The organism is Methylotenera oryzisoli, assembly GCF_004661485.1.
GTDB lineage: Bacteria > Pseudomonadota > Gammaproteobacteria > Burkholderiales > Methylophilaceae > Methylotenera > Methylotenera oryzisoli.
On the sequence record NZ_PQVH01000006.1, the window covers coordinates 21,950 to 40,586 of the forward strand.

Genomic DNA, 18,637 nt, shown 5'->3' on the forward strand with positions numbered 1-18,637 from the left:
TGAGGTTAAGAAATGCTTAAAAAGGTTTTATGCACTTCCACACCCAATTTGTTATTGGCGGAAATAAAATCACTTAAAAACTCATGCAAGCCACGCTGAAAAATATCGCGCATTTTGCCGAAGCGCAATTTTGAATGCAGCTCGCCCGCCATACGCTTGCATTCACCTGCACGTGAGCTGGACAATTGCTCCAGAATTGAAGTAATTTCATCAAAACAGGCATGCAAAGACCTTGGCATATCACGCCTCAGCACTAGTAGCTCTGCCACCCGCCACGGCTCTATCGTGTCGCTAAATATTTTTTGGTAGGCCTGAAACGCAGAAACCGAACGCAGCACCGCACTCCACTCGTAATAATCAACCGCACCACCCACCTCCTCTTGCTCCGGCAGCAACAAGTGATACTTCACATCCAGCAAGCGTGCAGTATTGTCTGCACGTTCGATAAAGGTACCTAAGCGCACAAAGCTAAAGGCGTCATCGCGCAACATCGTGCCAAAACACACCCCCCTGAATAAATGCGAGCGGGCTTTTACCCAATCACAAAACTCACTCAATCCACTTTGCGATAAATCCTGTCCAAAAAACTGCCCAAACTCCAGCCACAGTGAGTTAATGTTCTCCCACGTTTCCGAGGTCATGGCGACGCGCACTGCGCGTGCGTTTTCCCGAGCACTGCGCAATGAGCTATAAATACTGGAGGGGTTGTTCATATCCATTGCCAGATAATGAATCACATCTGCCGCCGTATACTCCTGCTGGGTTTCATTAAAATAATCGCGCTCGTATGCTTCTACATTGCCAGAAATCTCTAATGCAGGCAGCCACAGCGCAGCCTCACTCTCAGCCGCATTCGGCACTAACGACATGTTGTAGGTTACGTCCAGCACGCGTGCCATGTTCTCGGCACGCTCAATATAGCGCGCCATCCAATAAAGGTGATCTGCTGTTCTGCTTAACATAGCATTTCCTCTGCCTGATTAACGTTAGCCTTGCTTGGCATCGCCACATCCTCCTCCAGTACCCAAGTATCTTTGGTGCCACCACCTTGCGATGAATTCACGACTAGCGAACCTTCTTTCATGGCAACTCGGCAAAGTGCCCCTGGCACCAACGTGCAGGTTTTCCCCGAGAGCACGAAGGGTCGCAAATCCACATGCCGCGGCGCAATGCCCTCTGCCACCAAGGTTGGGCAGGTAGAGAGCGCCAGCGTAGGCTGTGCAATGTAGCTGGCAGGGCTAGAGATGATGCGTAAACGGAACTCTTCTAGCTCTTGTTTGCTGGCGGCGGGGCCTACCAACATGCCATACCCACCGGAGCCTTGGACTTCTTTCACCACCAACTCATGCAAGTGCGCCAAGGTATAGGCTAAATCATCTTCTTTGCTCAGCTCATAGGTAGGCACATTTTCCAGCAGCGGCTCTTCACCCAAGTAAAAACGTATCATGGCTGGTACGTGAATATAAGTGGCTTTATCATCTGCCACGCCGGTACCCACCGCATTAGCCAAAGTCACGCCACCATTGCGGTATACGGACAGCAGACCGGGCACCCCCAGCATAGAGTTGGCGTTAAACACTAAGGGATCGATATAATCATCATCAATACGTCGGTAAATTACATCCACGCGTTGCGGCCCCTCTGTGGTGCGCATATACACTGCATTATTACGCACGAACAAATCCTGCCCCTCTACCAGCTCAATACCCATTTGCTGCGCTAAAAACGCATGCTCAAAATACGCGCTGTTATATGCCCCTGGCGACAGCACCACTACCGTAGGCTCTTGCACATTGGTTTGCGCCACAGCGCGCAGATTGTTAAGCAACACTTGCGGATAATGTTCAACCGGCGCTATCGGATATTGACGGAATAACTCAGGAAATAATCGCATCATCATTTTGCGGTCTTCCAACATGTAGGACACACCAGACGGCGTACGCAAATTATCTTCCAGCACGTAAAACTGCGATTCACTAGTGCGCACTAAATCCACACCTGCAATATGCGCATAAATCTGGTTAGGCACATCCACGCCAAACATCTCAGGGCGGTATTGGCTGTTGGCTAAAATGGTCGCCGGCATGATGCCTGCTTTGATAATGTCCTGATCATGATAGATATCATGCAAAAACATATTCAACGCTTTCACCCGCTGAATTGAGCCTGCGGATAAATGGCGCCACTCGGCTGCCGACAAAATGCGCGGCAGCACATCAAATGGGATCAAGCGTTCTGCGCCATCATTCTCGCCATACACATTAAACGTAATGCCTACGCGGCGAAACAACAGCTCAGCCTCCATGCGTTTGCTGTTAAGCTGGTGATGCGGCACATTCTTGAGCCACTGGTGATAGGCTTTATAAATCTCACGCACGCCCTCGGGGCTGCTTGCGGCTAAATCCAGTTGCATTTCATTAAAAAATTGCGGTTGTGATTTTTTCATGATGTAAGCCTTCCCTTGATACATAAAGCATAAGCAAGGGGCATACCAGATAATTAACTGATTAAAATCATTAGGTTAACAACAACACAAACAATTAACTCAGCATAACGCCCACAATAAGTGCATTAATACATAGCATCCAGCAATTACGCTAGATTAGTGTGCAGATATGGTGAAAAATTGATATGTAACATCAGCAGGCCACTGGCAAAACAGCGCAATGCAACAACTATGCTTGACGATTTAAGGTCAGGCAGTGAAGAAAACTTAATGGGAGGGAATGGATATTTACCACATGATGCAAAGGATGCATTAGCAAAAGGCGGCGCATGCGGGTTTACTGCTGAGCGCCACCCGCATACCTCAAACTTAATCTATAAAAAATTACTCAATATTTTGAATCTGCTCACGCATTTGCTCGATCAGCACTTTCAGCTCCATAGACACTTGGGTAGTGTGCACCGATACTGACTTGGAGCCTAAGGTATTCGCCTCACGATTCAGCTCCTGCATCAAAAAGTCCAAGCGCTTGCCTGCCGGCGCATCACTACTTAAAATGCGCTTTACTTCTGACACATGCGCAGTTAAGCGGCCAAGCTCTTCATCCACATCAATACGCTGTGCAAACAGCACTAACTCTTGGGCGATGCGGTCTTGATCTATGGTTTTTAGTGTTTCGTGTAACTTATGCTCAAGCTTTAACTGATACTCTTTGTTTAGGGCTGGCAATAGCGGCTTAACCTTAGCTACCAAGGTCTCAATTTGCAGGATGCGGTCTAAAATAATGACTTTTAGCTTTTCACCCTCACGCTGGCGTGAAGCGTTCAAATCTTGCAAGCCACGTTCCACCAGTTGCTTTACATCTTCTATCAATGATTCCTGGCTTAAACCATCTTGCATCACCACGCCAGGCCAGCGCAGGATATCTGCCACGCTGAGTTCACGGCTTGCAGGGAACAAGGCCAGCGTTTTTGCCTGTAATGTCGCTAGCTGCTGCATTAGCTGCTCATCCAGCTTAGGGGCCTGATTGGATTGTGAACGCTGGATAAGATTAACCTTACATTCCAATTTGCCACGGCTCAAATGCGCCGCGATAAGTTCACGGATCGCTGGCTCTAAACTGCGGATGCTTTCATCCAATTTAAAATGTATGTCTAAGTAGCGGCTATTAACTGCGCGCAACTCTAATAACAGCGTGGCATTTTCTATCGGCTGCTCTAATGCCGCAAAACCCGTCATGCTAAAAATCATCTTAAGATTTTCCAATGAATAAAATAAATTGGCATCATGTTATCAAATACTAGGCGTTAAGCACTAAAAGTTTCATCACCACACAATCCATCACCCTAAATTTAAACATTGCATCAAAAAACTTTAACTTAAGCCCATTACGCGCTATATTGCTGTAGTAAATTTAGACAAAAGTAGCCCACCCTGAAAATGCAGGCTTGCGCGCATGATGCACACAAGCTTAATGGTAAATATCATCAAAGAAATCAATTTAAAGTGACCTCTACCAAGAATTTATCGTCAGTGAATTTAGCGTTAACTGCTGGCTACAAACTACATGACTATGAAATTACCAAAGTACTAAGCTCTGGTGGCTTCAGCTTTGTTTACCTTGCGCGCGATAAAGAAAAAAATATCGTTGCTATCAAAGAGTACTTGCCGACCTCTATCGCCACTCGCGCAGATAGCGCCACCGTACTGCCCAACGCAGACGATGTAGCCTTGTTCCGGCACGGCTTAAAATGCTTTTTTGACGAGGGCCTGGCGCTCGCAAAAATTGAGCACAAAAACATTGTGCGGGTGCTTAACTTCTTCCGCGCCAATGAGACCGTGTATATGGTGATGCAGTACGAACGCGGAAAATCGCTGCAAGAATATATCTTGAGTCAATCAGAGCCGGTATCAGAAAAGTTTATACGGCGCGTGTTCAGCGAGTTGTCGAACGGCTTGCGCGAGGTACACACACAAAAGCTGCTGCACTTGGATATCAAGCCGGCCAACATTTATATTCGCCTAGATGGCTCACCGGTACTGCTAGATTTTGGCTCATCACGCCAAGCACTCACCGAGAACCAAGCTAAAGTTTCACCAAGCTACACGCCGGGGTTTGCACCACCCGAGCAGTATTACGACAGAAAACTACTAGGGCCATGGAGCGACATTTACAGTATAGGCGCCACCATGTACTCCTGCTTAACACGCACCTCACCGCTGGCGGCTAATCAGCGGATTAAAAACGATTTACTGGTACCAGCGGTTAAAATCGGTAAAGACCATTATTCGCAAGACTTGCTGCAAACCATCGACAAGTGCTTAAGCTTAGATTACCTTAAGCGCCCGCAAAGCGTATTTTCACTACAAAAATCACTGCTGGAAAACATGCCTAAGACTGACAAAAAGGCTGGCCTAGTACATAGAGTGATGAATGTTCTAAACAAATCAATATCGCTAAACAGCAATAAATCACAATGAAATTCACCATTTTCCAGAATAGCCGTCAGGGTCCGCGCCCTTACAACCAAGACAGGCTCGCTTACTCCTATAGCAAAGATGCGCTACTGCTTGTAGTGGCAGATGGCATGGGCGGCTATCGTCACGGGGAGATTGCGGCACAGCTCGCAGTAACCACCATGACTGATGCCTTTCAACGCTTGGCAGTGCCTGCACTATCTAATCCGGCCAAGTTTTTAACTGACCATATCCAGCAAGTGCACGACATGATAGACCAGCTCACGCAAGAGCGAGAGATGCTAGAAGCACCGCGCACAACTATCGTGGCAGCTATCGTACAACGCGGCATGTTGTATTGCGCACACGTAGGTGACTCACGGCTTTATCATTTTCGTGATGGGCATTTACTCTACCGCACTGAAGATCACTCTGTCGTACAGTCGCTCTACAATCGCGGCATGATCGAAAAAAGCGACATGTCCACGCACCCATACCGACACAAAGTCTATAGCTGCCTGGGCGGTGATGTCCCACCTAAAATCACACTGTCAGATAGGCAGGAGCTGATAGAAGGCGACACTGTGCTACTTTGCACCGATGGCGTATGGGGCGCACTGACCGATGACCAGATCAAACTCATGCTAAATGGCCCCTCCATTTCGGACAACGTAACTCAGTTACTTGACGAAGCTGAAGCTGTCAGCCAAGAACGAGGCGATAATATGAGTGCAATTGGCCTACAGTGGGGCGATAAGCAACATAGCCAACTAGCCGTTTCCACCATTACCATGCCGATGGGCGCAACCACTACCATCATGAATCCCATCACGCGCCCAGACAATCAGGCTAATCTGGATCTCTCCGATGATGACATTGAGAGAACCATTGCCGAGATTCAGCAGGCTTTACGCAAAACCAAACGCGTTTAAACATTTATACATTTCTAGAAATTTCAGGATTTAACTTCAGGATTAAAATCATGCAACAAAATATTAGACCCAGCCAACGCGCCTGTAACCAACTTAGACCGGTTGAGATTATTCGCCATTACACCAAGCACGCAGAAGGCTCGGTATTAGTGAAGTTTGGCGACACGCACGTGCTGTGTACCGCCAGTGTGGATGAAAAAGTACCGGGTTTCCTTAAAGGCAAAGGCCAAGGTTGGGTCACCGCAGAATATGGCATGTTGCCACGCTCTACAGGTAGCCGCATGGACCGAGAAGCCGCGCGTGGTAAACAATCTGGCCGCACCCAAGAAATTCAGCGCCTGATCGGGCGCTCGCTACGTGCCATTATCGATTTAGAAAAACTAGGCGAACGCAGCATTCAAATTGACTGTGACGTAATTCAGGCAGACGGTGGCACCCGCACCGCCAGCATCACAGGCGCCTACGTAGCCTTGCACGATGCAATTTCATTTTTGCTGAAAAACGGTAAAATCAGCGAATCACCATTAAAAGATTCTGTTGCGGCAATTTCTGTAGGGGTGTATCAAGGTACACCAGTATTAGACCTAGACTATATTGAAGACTCTGACTGCGACACCGACATGAATGTAGTCATGACCGGCAAAGGCGGTTTTGTAGAGATTCAAGGCACCGCAGAGGGTGAACCTTTTGAGCGTGATGCAATGAATGCGATGCTGGACTTGGCTGCACACGGTATCCAACAATTAATTATTGAACAAAACAAAGCACTCGGTTAAACACATGGCACTTCCATTTAATCAACTTGTCATTGCCACAGGCAACAAAGGCAAATTACGCGAAATTCAGCACTTACTCAGCCCACTCGCGATTGCAATCACTCCGCAGTCAGCGCTGAACGTGCCTGAGTGCGAAGAACCATACTGCACTTTTATCGAGAATGCATTAGCCAAGGCACGCCATGCCAGCAAACATACTGGCTTGCCAGCACTGGCAGATGACTCCGGCCTGTGCGTGGATGCATTGTTAGGCGCACCCGGTGTGCGCTCAGCCAGATATGCAGAAGCAGCCCCTGCCTCTAGCCTAAGCCAAGATGCACGCAATAACCAAAAACTGCTCAATGCTTTGCAAGGTGAAACCAATCGCCACGCACATTTTTACTGCGTGATGGTACTGGTGCGCCACGAGCACGATCCTGAACCTATCATTGCAGAAGGCCAATGGATAGGCGAGATACTCCACGAACTGCGTGGCACGGATGGCTTTGGTTATGACCCCTTGTTTTTGGATGCAAAAACCGATAAAACAGTAGCCGAACTACCCTTAGATATTAAAAGCCGCATTAGTCACCGTGGCCATGCCATGGTAAAACTACTGCAAAAGCTAGAAAGGCTGAGCCATGACTAAGCCAGAACAAGCATGGCCTAAATGGTTACGTGATGATGGCAGCGTAGTCTCATGCACAGAAAAAGTTAAAGTGATGACAGAAAACTTTGACGAGCTGAAACAGATTGCACAAGATGCGCTTGAAGACGGCTTACTGATGGAAGTATCCGAACAGCAAATGCGCGAAGCACTACACCAACTGGTCGATGCGCTTATCAATCCCTACCAAAGGTAATTGACCATTAAAAAGATTATTGAAATCAAAGCTGCGGCTGAATTTAAGCCGCAGTCGATTAATACCGTAGCACCATTGGCGGGTGCTGCCACCCTGTCTGGCCTGAGCAATCCACCCCCGCTGGCTTTATACATCCACATCCCTTGGTGTGTGCAGAAATGTCCATATTGTGACTTTAACTCCCATGAAAGCAAGCACAAAAACGGCGAACTACCAGAAGCGACTTATGTTGAAGCGCTTATCAAAGATTTAGAGCTTGCCACCCCAAAAGTGTGGGGCAGAAAAATCAAAAGTGTATTTTTTGGCGGCGGCACACCTAGCTTATTTTCACCTGCGGCTATCGATACCATTTTAAGCCAAGTGCGTGCGCTCACCCCCCTAGAGTACGATGCGGAAATCACACTGGAGGCCAACCCAGGCACAGTGGATATTGCCAACTTTGCTGGTTATAAACAGGCTGGCGTCAACCGGCTTTCGCTAGGTATACAAAGCTTTAATGCCGGCTATTTAAAGGCACTAGGTCGCATTCATGATGACAAGCAGGCGATTAAGGCCGCAGAGCTAGCACTCGCCACCTTTGATCGCGTGAATCTGGACGTGATGTACGGCTTACCTCAACAATCACTGGCCGACGCACTGGCCGATGCCAAACAGGCGGTGATGCTTAATCCCGATCACCTCTCGTTTTATCATTTGACGCTAGAGCCCAATACACCGTTTTACCATACCCCACCCAGCCTGCCGGATGACGACACCAGTGCGGAAATGCAAGTGGAGATTGAGAACTTCTTAGCACAGCATGGTTATGAACATTATGAAACCTCCGCCTTCGCTAAAAAGGGCAGTCAGGCACGGCATAATCTCAATTACTGGCAGTTTGGCGACTACTTGGGCATAGGTGCAGGTGCACATAGCAAATTAAGCTATCACGACAAAATTACCAGAGAAACTCGCCCTAAGCACCCCAAAGCCTATATGGAGCAAGCTCTGCAGGGCAATGCAGTGGAACGTGAATCTATCGTTAGCCAGGATGCACTAGGTTTTGAGTTCATGATGAATGCCCTCAGGTTGATTGACGGTGTGCCACTCACCTTATTCCAGCAGCATACTGGGCTGAGCCTCATCACCTTAGAGCCTGCCATCAGAGAAGCGCAGCAGAAAAAATTGCTCGTGATTGAAAATGGCTATATCAAACCCACCCTACTCGGCCAACGCTACCTGAACGAGCTGCTTCAATTTTTTTTAGACTAACGCGCATCCAAGACTCAGGCAGCTACACAGTTGCCTGATATTAAAAGTAGTAGCGCATTACCGCTGCACTGTGCCTACCCTGCCATTCAATCGCTACACCTCCCGTAAAACACGCATATTAGCGAATGCCGCCATCTAGCCATGCATAGCTTTCACCACCCTACCTGTGGCACATATATTGCTTTTATATAACGCAATAACGATCACTCCTCTACATTTAACAGGTTCTATATGCAAAGAATTACTCGTGAACTGATATTGAGCAGTACCTTAGCATTACTCATTCCCTCTGCGGCCTTTGCTGGCGCTGTAGGTGGCGCAGCGAGTCAGCCTGCCGCATCAACCATTTCCATCAATAGCGTATGGGTAGTATTGGCCGGTGCATTGGTATTTTTAATGCAAGCCGGGTTCGCCATGCTCGAAACTGGGATGTCACGCTCTAAAAATGCTGTGAACATTATGATGAAGAACTACATGGATTTATGCGTAGGCTCCTTACTATTCTGGCTGCTTGGTTACGGCTTAATGTTTGGCCTCAACCCAACAGGCTGGATAGGTACCGATCACTTTGCACCTAGTTATGGGGGAGATTGGGACTTCACCCTACTGTTCTTCCATATAATGTTTGCCTCCACAGCCGCCACCATTGTAAGTGGCGCAATGGCGGAGCGAACCAACTATTTATCCTACCTTTTTGGTGCTATTGGTATCACAGCAGTTATTTATCCAGTACTGGGCAGCTGGATCTGGAATAGCAATGGCTGGCTGAAGCAAATGGGATTTATTGACTTTGCCGGGTCTACGGTCGTACATTCGCTTGGGGGCTGGTGTGCGCTAGCAGGCGTTATGCTGCTGGGACCGCGTTTAGGGAGATTTAGCGGGACGGGAACGATTCATAACATTCCAGGCCACAATGTCGGCATGCTGGGCCTGGGTGGCTTTATCTTATGGTTTGGCTGGTTTGGCTTTAATGCTGGCAGCACGCTGGAGGCTAGCACCAATATTGGGCTGATTGTACTCAACACGCAACTATCTGGAGCGGCAGGTGCTATTAGTGCATTGCTGATTAGCGTTATTTTACGCAAACCTATTTTAATCAGCAGCGCGGTCAATGGCAGCATTGCAGGCTTGGTTGCCATTACTGCCGGCTGTGCCACCATGGATGTACCTTACGCAGTATTAACCGGGTTTATCGGCGGCATTATCTCTGTGCTAGGCGTACTGTTGCTGGAAAAAGTACGGATTGATGATGTGGTCGGCGCGATTTCAGTGCATGGCTTTGCCGGCGTTTGGGGCACACTGGCGGCAGGCATATTCTTAAAAGGCAATCTGTTTAATGGTGACCAAATTATTGTGCAGCTGATCGGCATTAGCGCCACATTTATTTGGGTGTTCTTTGCTGCGCTGATTATGTACGGCTTAATCAAAATCACGTTTGGCTTACGTGTTAGCACCATGCATGAGCAGCGCGGCCTGGACATTACTGAGCATGGCGAGATTGCATACCCTGAGTTCACGCACAACGCAGCTTACAAGACTGAGCATCTACCCCACTTACAGAAACTATAAGCAGAAATCACAAGACCGATCATGGACCTAGTATTAAAACGCCGCGCCATTTATACCGGACTCAAACCATTTTTAAACGCTGCTGAGATGGCGCCTGCATTAAGCATGTGGGAAACAGAGTTCTCTTCTAAACCCAACTATGCCTTGGCAAACTTTGTAACACGCTGCTGCACGACAGATGCATTAAGAAGAATACGTACACAAATCTTAAGCGCACTCATCGCCGCGCTAGAGTCACCTGAATCGTTACTATTAAGCGACCCTGGCTCTCAGGTGGGCAGACTCACCATGTCGGATGAAAGTGCGCGTGAGGTGGTGCTAGATGCAAAAAATTCGATATTTATTGCACTCTCTACCCAGCTATGGGCCGCCGTTGATGAATTGACAGAAAAAAGCATCATCGATTTTATATTAAGAAACCTAGCCCATCTTAAATTGAGCAGCGAGCACGCCAACAGCCTCAAAGACTGGTTTATTAACCGAAGCACAAAGTTTCCATGTAATTTTGAATTGGCAACCTTGCAGAAACTGATTAACCTCAACTACATTGCGCTCTGCGAATATTACGGGCCAGTAAAAGCAGACAGGCTGTTATCGCAAGCGACACATGCAGTTGAGGCTGAAGCAATACAGCGGCAGTTCAACTTGCATGATCTACTTTAGAAACAATTAAGACGGCAGCACCAACCTAGGCAATTAGCCGGTTGGCGCCCCAATAACTATTTGTTTGCTAAGAGTTGTCTCGCGCGTGCAATGGCAGCTTTTACCTGTGCAGGTGCAGTGCCACCAATATGATTGCGGCTATTTAGCGAACCATCCAATGTAAGCACGGCGTATACGTCGTCCGTGATTTCATGGGCAAACTCTTGCAGCTTGGCCAACGGCAAGTCACTTAAATCGACTTTTTGGTCTACCGCATAACGCACAGCCAAAGCGACTGCTTCATGCGCATCTCTGAACGGCATGCCTTTTTTAACGAGGTAATCAGCCAAATCCGTCGCCGTTGCAAAGCCTTCGCTCGCGGCCTGACGCATATTTTCTTTATTCACGGTAAAGCCGGCTTTAACCACCACGCCGTTTTCCACCACAGGCAAACGCAGCATATCTGCATAAATTTCCAGTGTGACCAACAAGGTATCAGCGGTATCAAACAGTGGCTCTTTATCTTCTTGATTATCTTTATTGTAAGCTAGCGGCTGACCTTTCATCAAAGTCAGTAAGCCAGTCAAATGACCGTAAACACGGCCAGTTTTGCCGCGGACCAACTCAGGCACATCCGGGTTCTTTTTCTGCGGCATAATGGATGAGCCGGTACAGAAGCGGTCAGCAATATCAATAAAAGCGAATCTTGGTGAACTCCATAAAATCAGCTCCTCTGATAGCCTGGACAAGTGCATCATCACGGTAGATGCCGCGAAGGTAAATTCAATCGCAAAATCACGGTCAGACACCGCATCCAGTGAGTTTTCACAGACGCCGGCAAAACCCAAACTCGCCGCCACGTTTTCACGGTCAATCGGGTAACTGGTACCTGCCAATGCCGCAGCACCTAATGGCAACATGTTCATGCGGTCTTTACAGTCTTCAAAACGTGAAATGTCACGTTTCAGCATTTCGTAATACGCCATTAAATGGTGACCAAACGTCACTGGTTGCGCCACCTGCAAATGGGTAAAGCCTGGCATGACTGTATCAAAATTAGCCTCCGCCAAATCCAATAGGCTGGTTTGCAGGTTCACCAAACCGACAATTACCTGCTGACAAGTCGCACGTAACCATAGACGCACATCGGTAGTCACCTGATCGTTACGGCTTCTGCCTGTATGTAAGCGTTTACCAGCATCGCCAATCTTGTCGGTTAAGCGCTTCTCGATATTAAGATGCACATCTTCCAAATCTAGCGACCATTCAAATTGCCCCGCCTCGATTTCAGCCAAAATCTCCAATAAACCAGTCTCAATCGCATTGAAATCAGCCACTGAAATAATGCCCTGTTTGCTCAGCATGCGCGCATGCGCAATAGAACCCTCGATATCGTAAGGAGCTAAACGGTAATCAAAACCAATAGATGCCGTATATTTTTTAACCAGCGCTGCTACTGGCTCGTTAAAACGCCCAGACCAACTGGTATCTTTTTTATTGAGCGCGCTTATTTTCTCTGTCACTTTATTTGCCTATCTAATATTAACTGTCGTATTCCGATCAATGATAAAAATGCTTAAAAAGCACACGCTACCGCCTTAGCTTACACAAGCGTGCCTTTTCTTTTTATATCTTCACTTTTATATCTGAGGAAATTAAATTGCGATTGTTGTACAAATTTTATTCAACATTAAAAAAATGCTTAATAACAATATACTTATATGCATTAGTATAATGCAAAATAAAGTCATTTAAGATAAAGCGATTGTACTTGGCGATATAAATGCAGATAAAAACCCGATGAAAAATACCAGCCGCCTGCCCAATCTACGTAACTTAGGGGTTGCATTACGCATACTCATCATCGCTAATTTCGCGCTGATATTAGGGGCTTTTATTTTAAGTGACGGCATGCAGACATTTATGTATCAGCTCACTAGCATTTCCACCTTCGCGCAGCCTACCTTACTGATTAGCCTGTTTTTACTCTACAGCGGCTACCCCTTAATCTGCAAACTATCTTATGCAGGAGCCATTGCCGCCACTTTTATCCTAATTGCACTCAGCGCGGCTGCAGTCCATGCGTTTTTCTCACAGTTTTGGATTTTTACCGAGCTACCCTCCCTTGCTCGCGTTATTTTATATGCATGGGTAATCAGCGCACTTACGCTGTACTACTTCAACCTGCATCATCGCGCCTATTCACCAGCTGTCACCGAAGCCAGACTGCAAGCCCTACAAGCACGCATACGCCCACACTTTCTGTTCAACAGTTTAAATGCAGTACTGTCATTGATTCGCGACCAGCCTAAACAGGCTGAAACGGCACTGGAAGATATGGCGGATTTATTTCGGGTACTCATGGCGGAAAATCGTGAGTTGGTGCCACTCGCGCAAGAGATCGCACTGTGCCGCCAATACTTAGCGCTAGAGAAGTTGCGCCTGGACGAAAGGCTAAACGTAGAATGGCTGATTGATGAAGTGCCGCCGGACATTTTAATCCCACCATTACTACTACAACCTCTGATTGAAAATGCGGTATATCACGGCATAGAGCCATCAGCCAGTGGAGGCACCATTACTATCCAGATTTACACCAAGCAAAACGAGGTGCACTTGCTGCTAAAAAATCCATGCACTGCGCACAATAAGCACCACAACGGTAATAATATGGCGCTAAAAAACATCAAAGAGCGGCTGACGCTACACTTTGATCTGGAAGCCTCGCTGAAGAGCAAGCAGCTAGGCGACACTTACCAAGTACATATTATTTTGCCGAACCAACAACACAAGACTTATGCCCAATCATACTCATCTTAATATTGTCATTGCGGATGATGAAGCCCCGGCACGTAACCGCCTGCGTAGCCTGCTGGGAGATATTGAAAATACGCAAGTGCTGGCGGAAGCTAAAAATGGCAAAGAGCTGCTAGAGATTATTAATCAGGCGTACGATACACAAACTGCTGCCAACATCGTACTACTAGACATCCGCATGCCGGAGATGGATGGCATAGAAGCTGCACAGCACTTACAGAAACTGCCCAAACCGCCTGCAGTGATTTTTACTACCGCCTACGACAACTATGCCATACAGGCGTTTGATATCAGCGCCGTGGATTATTTATTAAAACCTATTCGCCTAGAGCGCCTGCAAACTGCACTACAAAAGGCACGCGCACTATTGCCCAGCCAGCTTGAAACCCTAACGCCACTTAGCCCAAAACGCACACACCTCAGCATTAACGAGCGTGGCCGCATTTTGCTGGTGCCGATTAGCGATGTGATTTATCTACGTGCTGAGCTCAAATACATTACCGTACGCACCGCTGAGCGCGAATATTTAATAGAAGAGTCACTCTCGCATCTGGAGCAAGAGTTCAGTCACATTTTCACACGGCTGCATCGCAACTGCCTAGCTGCCAATGCCTATATTCTGGGCTATGAGAAGCGTCACCACGATGAACATGCAGAAAAGCAATGGGTAGCACTACTCAAGCATGTGCCTGAAACCATTAGCGTTAGCCGCAGACAGCAGCATTTGATTCGCCAGACGATACTAAACTAAACATTTGACGCTATGCCTATGCGGCTCTGCTAGCTGTGAGCAGACCGCATGGGGCTAACAGTAAAAACTGCACATGGGGCTAGCGCCCCGTGCATCAAAACTTACTTATTCTTAAGCCTATTGGCATCCAGCTCAGCAATGGTTTTCGCCGCCCACTCTTTACCGCCTAAACCAAACGCCAAAGCTAAGGCCAAGAAAATTGCGCCAAACACAATCACAAATAGTGAATGTATCAGTTGCATGCCTATCCCCAACTGCTCTAATGCCACGAATATGGCCAATATTTGGATGCCATACTCAGACGAAGTGCTCACTGTAAGAGCCGCAGAAAATTTAATGCTATGCAACCATGCAAACATCAATTTGTTCACAAAACGTGCCAGTAGCGTACCAAAGATAATGACCAGAATCGCCAGAATAATACGTGGCAAATAGCCTGCCAGTTGCTGCAGCAAGCTCGCAACTTCAGTGAGCCCCAGCATGCTGGCACCGGTGGTAATAAATAAAATAATCACCAGCCAGTACACCACCTGGCTAATAATACCGCTCAGCGTGACATGTAAACTGCCGCTGTTCATAAAAGCCTCTAAGCCAGACCGCTGCGCAAATTTATCAAATTGCGTAAGCTCTAACAAACGTTTAACCGCCAGCCTTACCAGCTTTGCCACTATCCAGCCAAAAAACAGAATCACCACTACGGCTAATAATTTAGGTACAAATTGCACAAGCTGTAACCAGAACTGGTTGAGAGATTCAATGAAAACTTCAAATTGATATTGCATTTTTACCTCCTTAACGCTGTTAAAAGTGTACTTTCCATTTCGATTAATTTTAACTAAGTCATAAGCTTACCTCATAAGCTAACATCATTTAAACACGAAACGGAAACTTTCGCCGCCTAATGCTTGGCTGCAAGTGCTGTGTTAAAATCATCAGATGCAAAACTCAAACCTACACACAGCTCCTAAAAAATTAGTGATTGCTTCACGCGAAAGCGCGCTCGCCATGTGGCAAGCTCGCCATATTCAAAGCAGACTGCAAGCACTCTATCCTCAAACAGAAGTCACCATTCTGGGGATGACCACCACTGGCGACCAAATTTTAGATACGCCATTAGCGAAAGTGGGTGGTAAAGGATTATTTGTAAAAGAATTAGAAACCGCATTAGCCGACGGTCGTGCGGATTTGGCAGTACACAGCATGAAAGATGTGCCGATGAACCTGCCAGAAGGCTTTATCCTCGCCGCGACCGGTGAGCGTGAAGACCCACGCGACGCCTTTGTTTCTAATGATTACCCATCACTGGAAGCGCTGCCAGCTAACAGCATTGTTGGTACATCTAGCTTACGCCGCCAAAGCCAGCTACAAGCCCGCTTCCCACACCTTAAAATCGAGTCACTGCGCGGCAACCTACAAACCCGTTTACGTAAACTGGATGAAGGCCAGTATGCGGCAATTATTCTGGCAGCCGCTGGCTTAATTCGATTAGAGCTAGGTAGCAGAATTCGTCAATTCATCGCGCCAGAACACAGCATCCCAGCAGTAGGGCAAGGTGCTTTAGGTATAGAAATCAGCGCTGACCGCCCTGACCTGATTGCGACGCTAGCCCCGCTTAACCACCCAGATACCCAAGTATGTGTAGAGGCTGAGCGCGGCATGAGCCGCACGCTTGCTGGTAGCTGCACCGTACCGCTAGGCGCTTACGCAGTATGTGAAGCAGATAGCATCCGCATTACTGGCTTTGTGGCGAGTGTAGATGGTAAACAAATGCTGGTAGAAACTGCAGTAGGTAGCAGAGAAAACGCTGAGGCACTAGGCAAATCGCTAGCGAATCAACTCGTCGCCAAAGGCGCAGACAAGATTCTCGCTGCCCTGTAATCACACCAGGCAATCACATCAGACTGGCTTAACCATGCGTGCCGACCATCTACTGAGCAACTTGCATATTGCAGTCACCCGGCCCTTAGACCAAGCCGCCAGCCTGAATGTTGCCATTACCCAGCATGGCGGCACGGCGATTGCATTCCCATTACTGGCCATCGTCGCGTTGGATGACTACCAAGCGTTTGAGCAACAGCTAAACCGCATTAATACCACGGACCTGGCAATTTTCATCAGTTCCAATGCTGTTGATTACGCCATGCCGCATTTAATCAAAAAATTTGGCAAGATTCCCGAACATTTAAAGTTTGCCGCCATCGGCCACCAGACGGCAAAAGCGCTGGCGCAGTATGGCGTACACGAAGTGCTGGTACCACACACCCGCTTTGACAGTGAAACTCTGCTTGCGCTGCCAGAACTGCAGGACGTGTCGGCAAAAACCATTGCGATATTTCGCGGCGTGGGTGGCCGCGAACTGATGGCGGAGACGCTAAAAGCCAGAGGTGCAGATGTCTATTTCGCAGAAAGCTATCGACGCGTAAATCCGCAGCACAATGCCGACTTGCTAGCAGCACAATGGCGACAAAACAAACTGGACGCAGTGATTGTCACCAGCAGCGAGGCCATGCGCTACTTGCTACAGATGGCGCAACATGCAGAATGGCTAACGCATGTCACATTATGTGTAAATCATGAGAGAATCGCAGAGCAGCCTAGACAGTTAGGTTTAAAAGTACTGGTCGCCAGTGCACCGGGAGATGAAGCCATGCTGCAATGCCTATCACAACTTGTAAAACATCATGACTAATACAACGGACACACCATTTGTAGATAGACCAAGGCCTTCCATGTTTGCAGTTGGCACCATGGTGTTGGTTATCATTGCCATTTTGACATTGGCTTGGCAATGGCTTAACACGCGCCACCGCTTCAACGAGATTGAAAAATCCCTAAGCATCAAACTAGAAACATATCAGGCACTGAATCAGCAAAGCTTGGCGCTAGCCAAACAGGCAGAAGAGCGCAGCACACAAGCCAATGCGCGCACGGTCATTTTAGAGCAGAAACTAGCAGAATCGCGCGACCAGCAAGAGGCGCTGCAAACCCTGTACACACAGCTCGCAGAAAACCGTGAAGCAACCGCCGTTGCTGAAGTAGAGCAACTGTTAACCATTGCCAAACAACAATTGCAGCTTGCCAGCAATGTGAAGTCAGCATTATTGGCACTAGAAGCGGCAGACCACAGACTAGAACCACTGGACTTACCAAGAGCAGTGCAGTTACGCGAAACACTGCAGCTTGAAATCGAAACCTTACGCGACCTACCGCAAATCGATATGATTGCCCTTAGTGCGCAGCTCACCTATCTCACAGAGCTATGCAACACCATCCCGCTCATTAGCGAACGCCAACCCACTCTTAACATGAATGCGGGCAAGAGTACGACGCCAGCTCAACCACTACATGACGTACAAAAGTTCTGGTGGGCAATCTGGGATGATATTAAAAACCTGGTAACTGTAGAGCGCATTGACAAGCCTGAGCCGCCACTCTTATCACCAGACCACGCTTTATACCTGCGCGAAAATGTAAAACTGCGTCTGCTTACTGCTCGCATTGCCTTGCTGCAGCACGATGAAAGCACCTACAAAGCGGATCTTGGCATGGTAAAAACCTGGCTTAATCAATATTTTGATACCAAACATCCGGATACCATCAAGGCACTGGTGCTGTTGAATAAGCTATCCAGCAACAACATCAGCCTCGAACTTCCACAATTAAGTGACAGCTTAGCGGCGGTTAACAGCTACAAACTCATGCTTGAGAAAAACGAGTAACCTGCCATGCTTAAAAACAGATTTTTTTGGTGGGCGCTCACATTATTCGCCATCATGCTGATTGTGTGGCTAGCCAGCAATAATCAAGGCTATGTGCTGATCATACGCTCACCATATCGCATCCAAATTTCGTTTAATTTCTTTTTATTAGTATTTGTACTCAGCGTTTTTGGCTTGCATCACTGTTTAAGATTCCTCAGGTTTCTTAGACATTTACCGGCAATGCGTAAAAGCAAAAAAGAATCGCTGCGCTTGAAAGCAGGGAATACCGCGCTACTAGAAGGGATGCATGCGCTAGCCGCTGGTGACTTTGAAACCGCAGAGGCTTCAGCAAAACTAGCACAAGAGTTGATTCAGAACTCGGACCTTGAAACACTGATCCAAAAACTTGCCGCAGAAAAAAATAAACGCTCGCTACCTTCTCAATAAGCAGCA

At 47.6% G+C, this 18,637-nt stretch carries 19 protein-coding genes; 14 read left to right on the forward strand and 5 right to left on the reverse strand.

What is annotated here, in order from left to right; translation table 11 throughout:
• Positions 1 to 5: 5 nt before the first annotated feature.
• The 3 genes from C3Y98_RS03580 to C3Y98_RS03590 form a co-directional block, all read right to left on the reverse strand.
• Positions 6 to 962 (reverse strand): alpha-E domain-containing protein, encoded by a 957-nt coding sequence (locus C3Y98_RS03580; RefSeq protein ID WP_135276748.1) that lies wholly within the window; start codon positions 960 to 962, stop codon positions 6 to 8.
• On the reverse strand, positions 956 to 2,446 hold the full coding sequence (locus C3Y98_RS03585; protein WP_135276749.1) for a circularly permuted type 2 ATP-grasp protein: 1,491 nt from the start codon (positions 2,444 to 2,446) through the stop codon (positions 956 to 958). Before C3Y98_RS03585 ends, C3Y98_RS03580 begins: the two co-directional genes overlap by 7 nt.
• Positions 2,447 to 2,830: 384 nt before the next feature.
• Positions 2,831 to 3,697, reverse strand: a complete 867-nt coding sequence (locus C3Y98_RS03590; RefSeq protein WP_135276750.1) for a YicC/YloC family endoribonuclease — start codon at positions 3,695 to 3,697, stop codon at positions 2,831 to 2,833.
• A 255-nt stretch (positions 3,698 to 3,952) separates the two neighbouring features.
• Here C3Y98_RS03590 and C3Y98_RS03595 point away from each other — a divergent pair, with 255 nt between their 5' ends.
• The 8 genes from C3Y98_RS03595 (at position 3,953) to C3Y98_RS03630 (ending at position 10,936) form a co-directional block, all read left to right on the forward strand.
• Positions 3,953 to 4,927 (forward strand): serine/threonine protein kinase, encoded by a 975-nt coding sequence (locus C3Y98_RS03595; RefSeq protein ID WP_135276751.1) that lies wholly within the window; start codon positions 3,953 to 3,955, stop codon positions 4,925 to 4,927.
• The gene (locus C3Y98_RS03600; RefSeq protein ID WP_135276752.1) at positions 4,924 to 5,835 is read left to right on the forward strand and encodes a PP2C family protein-serine/threonine phosphatase; all 912 of its coding nucleotides are present in this window, start codon (positions 4,924 to 4,926) and stop codon (positions 5,833 to 5,835) included. The genes C3Y98_RS03595 and C3Y98_RS03600 overlap by 4 nt, the downstream gene beginning before the upstream one ends.
• 50 nt (positions 5,836 to 5,885) lie before the next feature.
• Positions 5,886 to 6,611, forward strand: coding sequence for a ribonuclease PH (rph, locus tag C3Y98_RS03605; protein WP_135276753.1), 726 nt, complete (start codon positions 5,886 to 5,888; stop codon positions 6,609 to 6,611).
• A gap of 4 nt (positions 6,612 to 6,615) precedes the next feature.
• Complete coding sequence (gene rdgB, locus C3Y98_RS03610) at positions 6,616 to 7,239, forward strand: RdgB/HAM1 family non-canonical purine NTP pyrophosphatase (protein WP_135276754.1); 624 nt, start codon at positions 6,616 to 6,618, stop codon at positions 7,237 to 7,239.
• Entirely contained in the window at positions 7,232 to 7,453 is a 222-nt protein-coding gene (locus C3Y98_RS03615) for a hypothetical protein (RefSeq protein WP_012777539.1), read from the forward strand. The genes rdgB and C3Y98_RS03615 overlap by 8 nt, the downstream gene beginning before the upstream one ends.
• Positions 7,454 to 7,459: 6 nt before the next feature.
• Positions 7,460 to 8,704, forward strand: a complete 1,245-nt coding sequence (gene hemW, locus C3Y98_RS03620) for a radical SAM family heme chaperone HemW (protein ID WP_135276900.1) — start codon at positions 7,460 to 7,462, stop codon at positions 8,702 to 8,704.
• Between the two features lie 231 nt (positions 8,705 to 8,935).
• The gene (locus C3Y98_RS03625) at positions 8,936 to 10,273 is read left to right on the forward strand and encodes an ammonium transporter (RefSeq protein ID WP_135276755.1); all 1,338 of its coding nucleotides are present in this window, start codon (positions 8,936 to 8,938) and stop codon (positions 10,271 to 10,273) included.
• Positions 10,274 to 10,294: 21 nt separating this feature from the next.
• Positions 10,295 to 10,936 carry a hypothetical protein gene (locus tag C3Y98_RS03630; protein WP_135276756.1) on the forward strand — a complete coding sequence of 214 codons (642 nt, stop codon included), beginning with the start codon at positions 10,295 to 10,297 and terminating at the stop codon, positions 10,934 to 10,936.
• Between the two features lie 56 nt (positions 10,937 to 10,992).
• Here C3Y98_RS03630 and argH read toward each other — a convergent pair whose 3' ends face one another.
• Positions 10,993 to 12,438, reverse strand: a complete 1,446-nt coding sequence (argH, locus tag C3Y98_RS03635) for an argininosuccinate lyase (protein ID WP_135276757.1) — start codon at positions 12,436 to 12,438, stop codon at positions 10,993 to 10,995.
• A 277-nt stretch (positions 12,439 to 12,715) separates the two neighbouring features.
• Here argH and C3Y98_RS03640 point away from each other — a divergent pair, with 277 nt between their 5' ends.
• Together C3Y98_RS03640 and C3Y98_RS03645 are read left to right on the forward strand one after the other, a co-directional pair.
• Positions 12,716 to 13,735, forward strand: coding sequence for a sensor histidine kinase (locus C3Y98_RS03640; RefSeq protein WP_135276758.1), 1,020 nt, complete (start codon positions 12,716 to 12,718; stop codon positions 13,733 to 13,735).
• Entirely contained in the window at positions 13,713 to 14,483 is a 771-nt protein-coding gene (locus C3Y98_RS03645) for a LytR/AlgR family response regulator transcription factor (protein WP_135276759.1), read from the forward strand. Before C3Y98_RS03640 ends, C3Y98_RS03645 begins: the two co-directional genes overlap by 23 nt.
• A gap of 101 nt (positions 14,484 to 14,584) precedes the next feature.
• Here C3Y98_RS03645 and C3Y98_RS03650 read toward each other — a convergent pair whose 3' ends face one another.
• Positions 14,585 to 15,265 (reverse strand): mechanosensitive ion channel family protein, encoded by a 681-nt coding sequence (locus tag C3Y98_RS03650; protein WP_135276760.1) that lies wholly within the window; start codon positions 15,263 to 15,265, stop codon positions 14,585 to 14,587.
• A gap of 154 nt (positions 15,266 to 15,419) precedes the next feature.
• On the opposite strand from C3Y98_RS03650, the gene hemC reads away from it, so the two are divergent.
• Genes hemC through C3Y98_RS03670 form a run of 4 tightly spaced genes read left to right on the forward strand, consistent with a single transcriptional unit; the run spans position 15,420 to position 18,631 of the window.
• On the forward strand, positions 15,420 to 16,361 hold the full coding sequence (gene hemC / locus C3Y98_RS03655) for a hydroxymethylbilane synthase (protein WP_135276761.1): 942 nt from the start codon (positions 15,420 to 15,422) through the stop codon (positions 16,359 to 16,361).
• Between the two features lie 34 nt (positions 16,362 to 16,395).
• On the forward strand, positions 16,396 to 17,172 hold the full coding sequence (locus tag C3Y98_RS03660) for a uroporphyrinogen-III synthase (RefSeq protein ID WP_135276762.1): 777 nt from the start codon (positions 16,396 to 16,398) through the stop codon (positions 17,170 to 17,172).
• Complete coding sequence (locus C3Y98_RS03665) at positions 17,165 to 18,202, forward strand: uroporphyrinogen-III C-methyltransferase (protein ID WP_135276763.1); 1,038 nt, start codon at positions 17,165 to 17,167, stop codon at positions 18,200 to 18,202. The genes C3Y98_RS03660 and C3Y98_RS03665 overlap by 8 nt, the downstream gene beginning before the upstream one ends.
• Positions 18,203 to 18,208: 6 nt before the next feature.
• Complete coding sequence (locus C3Y98_RS03670; protein WP_135276764.1) at positions 18,209 to 18,631, forward strand: heme biosynthesis HemY N-terminal domain-containing protein; 423 nt, start codon at positions 18,209 to 18,211, stop codon at positions 18,629 to 18,631.
• Positions 18,632 to 18,637 lie beyond the last annotated feature (6 nt).

Coding starts and splice junctions, on each gene's coding strand:
- C3Y98_RS03645 (WP_135276759.1), top strand. CDS start 13,713: ATGCCCAATCATACTCATCTTAATATTGTCATTGCGGATGATGAAGCC.
- C3Y98_RS03625 (WP_135276755.1), top strand. CDS start 8,936: ATGCAAAGAATTACTCGTGAACTGATATTGAGCAGTACCTTAGCATTA.
- C3Y98_RS03600 (WP_135276752.1), top strand. CDS start 4,924: ATGAAATTCACCATTTTCCAGAATAGCCGTCAGGGTCCGCGCCCTTAC.
- C3Y98_RS03630 (WP_135276756.1), top strand. CDS start 10,295: ATGGACCTAGTATTAAAACGCCGCGCCATTTATACCGGACTCAAACCA.
- C3Y98_RS03580 (WP_135276748.1), bottom strand. CDS start 962: ATGTTAAGCAGAACAGCAGATCACCTTTATTGGATGGCGCGCTATATT.
- rph (WP_135276753.1), top strand. CDS start 5,886: ATGCAACAAAATATTAGACCCAGCCAACGCGCCTGTAACCAACTTAGA.
- C3Y98_RS03585 (WP_135276749.1), bottom strand. CDS start 2,446: ATGAAAAAATCACAACCGCAATTTTTTAATGAAATGCAACTGGATTTA.
- C3Y98_RS03665 (WP_135276763.1), top strand. CDS start 17,165: ATGACTAATACAACGGACACACCATTTGTAGATAGACCAAGGCCTTCC.
- C3Y98_RS03590 (WP_135276750.1), bottom strand. CDS start 3,697: ATGATTTTTAGCATGACGGGTTTTGCGGCATTAGAGCAGCCGATAGAA.
- C3Y98_RS03670 (WP_135276764.1), top strand. CDS start 18,209: ATGCTTAAAAACAGATTTTTTTGGTGGGCGCTCACATTATTCGCCATC.
- hemC (WP_135276761.1), top strand. CDS start 15,420: ATGCAAAACTCAAACCTACACACAGCTCCTAAAAAATTAGTGATTGCT.
- C3Y98_RS03640 (WP_135276758.1), top strand. CDS start 12,716: ATGAAAAATACCAGCCGCCTGCCCAATCTACGTAACTTAGGGGTTGCA.
- rdgB (WP_135276754.1), top strand. CDS start 6,616: ATGGCACTTCCATTTAATCAACTTGTCATTGCCACAGGCAACAAAGGC.
- C3Y98_RS03660 (WP_135276762.1), top strand. CDS start 16,396: ATGCGTGCCGACCATCTACTGAGCAACTTGCATATTGCAGTCACCCGG.
- C3Y98_RS03650 (WP_135276760.1), bottom strand. CDS start 15,265: ATGCAATATCAATTTGAAGTTTTCATTGAATCTCTCAACCAGTTCTGG.
- C3Y98_RS03615 (WP_012777539.1), top strand. CDS start 7,232: ATGACTAAGCCAGAACAAGCATGGCCTAAATGGTTACGTGATGATGGC.